This is a genomic window from Streptomyces sp. NPDC040622 (assembly GCF_055593965.1).
Genome location: NZ_JBVIXD010000035.1, coordinates 1,513 through 3,337, shown reverse-complemented (window position 1 = coordinate 3,337; position 1,825 = coordinate 1,513). Strand labels below are relative to the sequence as shown.

At 57.5% G+C, this 1,825-nt stretch carries 1 rRNA gene (cut by a window edge); it reads left to right on the top strand.

Features of this window, described 5'->3' with window-relative positions:
* The first annotated feature begins 126 nt into the window (after positions 1 to 126).
* A 23S ribosomal RNA gene (locus ACZ592_RS40275) occupies positions 127 to 1,825 on the top strand (it continues 1,490 nt past the right edge of the window).

Genomic DNA, 1,825 nt, shown 5'->3' with positions numbered 1-1,825 from the left:
TAATCTGAAGGTGCGGCCGGTAACGGCTGCCTTCAGTGCCGGCCCCAGTGCACTCGGATCTGTTGGTCCGGGGTGATGGGTGGTTGGTCGTTGTTTGAGAACTGCACAGTGGACGCGAGCATCTGTGGCCAAGTTTTTAAGGGCGCACGGTGGATGCCTTGGCACCAGGAACCGATGAAGGACGTGGGAGGCCACGATAGTCCCCGGGGAGTCGTCAACCAGGCTTTGATCCGGGGGTTTCCGAATGGGGAAACCCGGCAGTCGTCATGGGCTGTCACCCGCTGCTGAACACATAGGCAGTGTGGAGGGAACGCGGGGAAGTGAAACATCTCAGTACCCGCAGGAAGAGAAAACAACCGTGATTCCGGGAGTAGTGGCGAGCGAAACCGGATGAGGCCAAACCGTATGCGTGTGAGACCCGGCAGGGGTTGCGTATACGGGGTTGTGGGATCTCTCTTTCACAGTCTGCCGGCTGTGAGACGAGTCAGAAACCGTTGATGTAGACGAAGGACATGCGAAAGGTCCGGCGTAGAGGGTAAGACCCCCGTAGTCGAAACATCAGCGGCTCGTTTGAGAGACACCCAAGTAGCACGGGGCCCGAGAAATCCCGTGTGAATCTGGCGGGACCACCCGTTAAGCCTAAATATTCCCTGGTGACCGATAGCGGATAGTACCGTGAGGGAATGGTGAAAAGTACCGCGGGAGCGGAGTGAAATAGTACCTGAAACCGTGTGCCTACAAGCCGTGGGAGCGTCGCTGTATGTGCTTGCACATGCAGTCGTGACTGCGTGCCTTTTGAAGAATGAGCCTGCGAGTTTGCGGTGTGTTGCGAGGTTAACCCGTGTGGGGAAGCCGTAGCGAAAGCGAGTCCGAATAGGGCGATTTAGTAGCGCGCTCAAGACCCGAAGCGGAGTGATCTAGCCATGGGCAGGTTGAAGCGGAGGTAAGACTTCGTGGAGGACCGAACCCACCAGGGTTGAAAACCTGGGGGATGACCTGTGGTTAGGGGTGAAAGGCCAATCAAACTCCGTGATAGCTGGTTCTCCCCGAAATGCATTTAGGTGCAGCGTCGTGTGTTTCTTGCCGGAGGTAGAGCACTGGATAGGCGATGGGCCCTACCGGGTTACTGACCTTAGCCAAACTCCGAATGCCGGTAAGTGAGAGCACGGCAGTGAGACTGTGGGGGATAAGCTCCATGGTCGAGAGGGAAACAGCCCAGAGCATCGACTAAGGCCCCTAAGCGTACGCTAAGTGGGAAAGGATGTGGAGTCGCAGAGACAACCAGGAGGTTGGCTTAGAAGCAGCCACCCTTGAAAGAGTGCGTAATAGCTCACTGGTCTAGTGATTCCGCGCCGACAATGTAGCGGGGCTCAAGCGTACCGCCGAAGTCGTGTCATTCCAGCAATAGGGCCAACGCCTGCTGGGATGGGTAGGGGAGCGTCGTGTGCCGGGTGAAGCTGCAGCGGAAGCTAGTGGTGGACGGTTCACGAGTGAGAATGCAGGCATGAGTAGCGATACATACGTGAGAAACGTGTGCGCCGATTGACTAAGGGTTCCTGGGTCAAGCTGATCTGCCCAGGGTAAGTCGGGACCTAAGGCGAGGCCGACAGGCGTAGTCGATGGATAACCGGTTGATATTCCGGTACCCGCTGTGAAGCGTCAAACATCGAGCCCATTAATGCTAAGGCCGTGAAGCCGTCCTGGAGCCTTCGGGCAAAGGGAAGTGGTGGAGCCGCCGACCCAAGGTGGTAGTAGGTGAGTGATGGGGTGACGCAGGAAGGTAGTCCAGCCCGGGCGGTGGTTGTCCCGGGGTAAGGGTGTAGGC